This is a genomic window from Methylobacterium sp. J-078 (assembly GCF_022829285.1).
Taxonomy (GTDB): Bacteria; Pseudomonadota; Alphaproteobacteria; order Rhizobiales; family Beijerinckiaceae; genus Methylobacterium.
The window spans coordinates 1-907 of sequence record NZ_JAKSYI010000030.1 but is presented as its reverse complement, the minus strand read 5'-3'; the positions used below and the strand labels follow the sequence as shown (position 1 = coordinate 907).

1 pseudogene is annotated in these 907 nt (G+C 69.9%); it reads left to right on the top strand.

The window, feature by feature from the left end:
• Nucleotides 1-362 precede the first annotated feature (362 nt).
• Nucleotides 363-907, top strand: a pseudogene (locus MKK58_RS02025) (type I secretion system permease/ATPase); the annotation flags it as partial.

The following is a 907-nucleotide window of genomic DNA, read 5'->3' as shown; positions in this document are numbered from 1 at the left end:
TCATCCAAAGAAGCGCCGGTCAGCCGCCAAATCCCTTGGCCGCCGCCGATGAACAGCCCTATACGGACACCAACAAACACCGTCAACCCAAAACGCAAACCTTTTGTGACGGCCTCGTCCGGGCGGACCCGGGCTCCGAAGGCTCGCGCCTCCGGATCGGACGTGTCGCGCGACCGTCACAGGATCGATGCATGGGCAGGAGCGGGCTGAGGGCGCGGGCCATCGAAGCCGAACCGGGGCGGCGCCCGCGGACCGAGCCCGACCCTTCTCGTGTTCACGGGCATGCGTGGTCCGCGGGTGGCGCGGGATCGGGAAAGCGTGGCGTCATCGGCGCCACTGAGTGGGGGGGGAAGGTCGGGGTGATGCGGGGTCGGGATTCGGTCGAGCTGGTCTCGGCGCTTGCGCAGTGCCGGACGGCGTTCATCGGGGTGGGCCTGATGAGCGGGCTGGTGAACGTGCTCTACCTCACGGGCTCGTTCTTCATGCTCGAGGTCTATGACCGCGTCATCCCGAGCCGGTCCGTGCCCACCCTGGTCGGCCTCTGCGTGCTGGCCCTGGTGCTCTACGGCTTCCAAGGGATGCTCGAGACCCTGCGCGCCCGCGTGCTCGCCCGGGTCGGCGCCGCCCTCGACGAATCCTTGAGCGGGCGCGTCTTCGACATCGTGGTACGGGCCCCCCTGAAGGGCGCCGCGCCCAGCGACGGCCTGCTCCCCTTGCGCGACCTCGACTCCTTACGCAGCTTCCTCGGCGGCACCGGGCCCGGCGCCTTCTTCGACCTGCCCTGGATGCCGGTCTACCTCGCCATCTGCTTCCTGTTCCATCCCCTGATCGGGGTCGCGGCCCTGGCCGGCGCCGTAGTGCTGGCCACGCTGGCCCTCCTCACCGACCGGGCCACCCGCGACCCCAC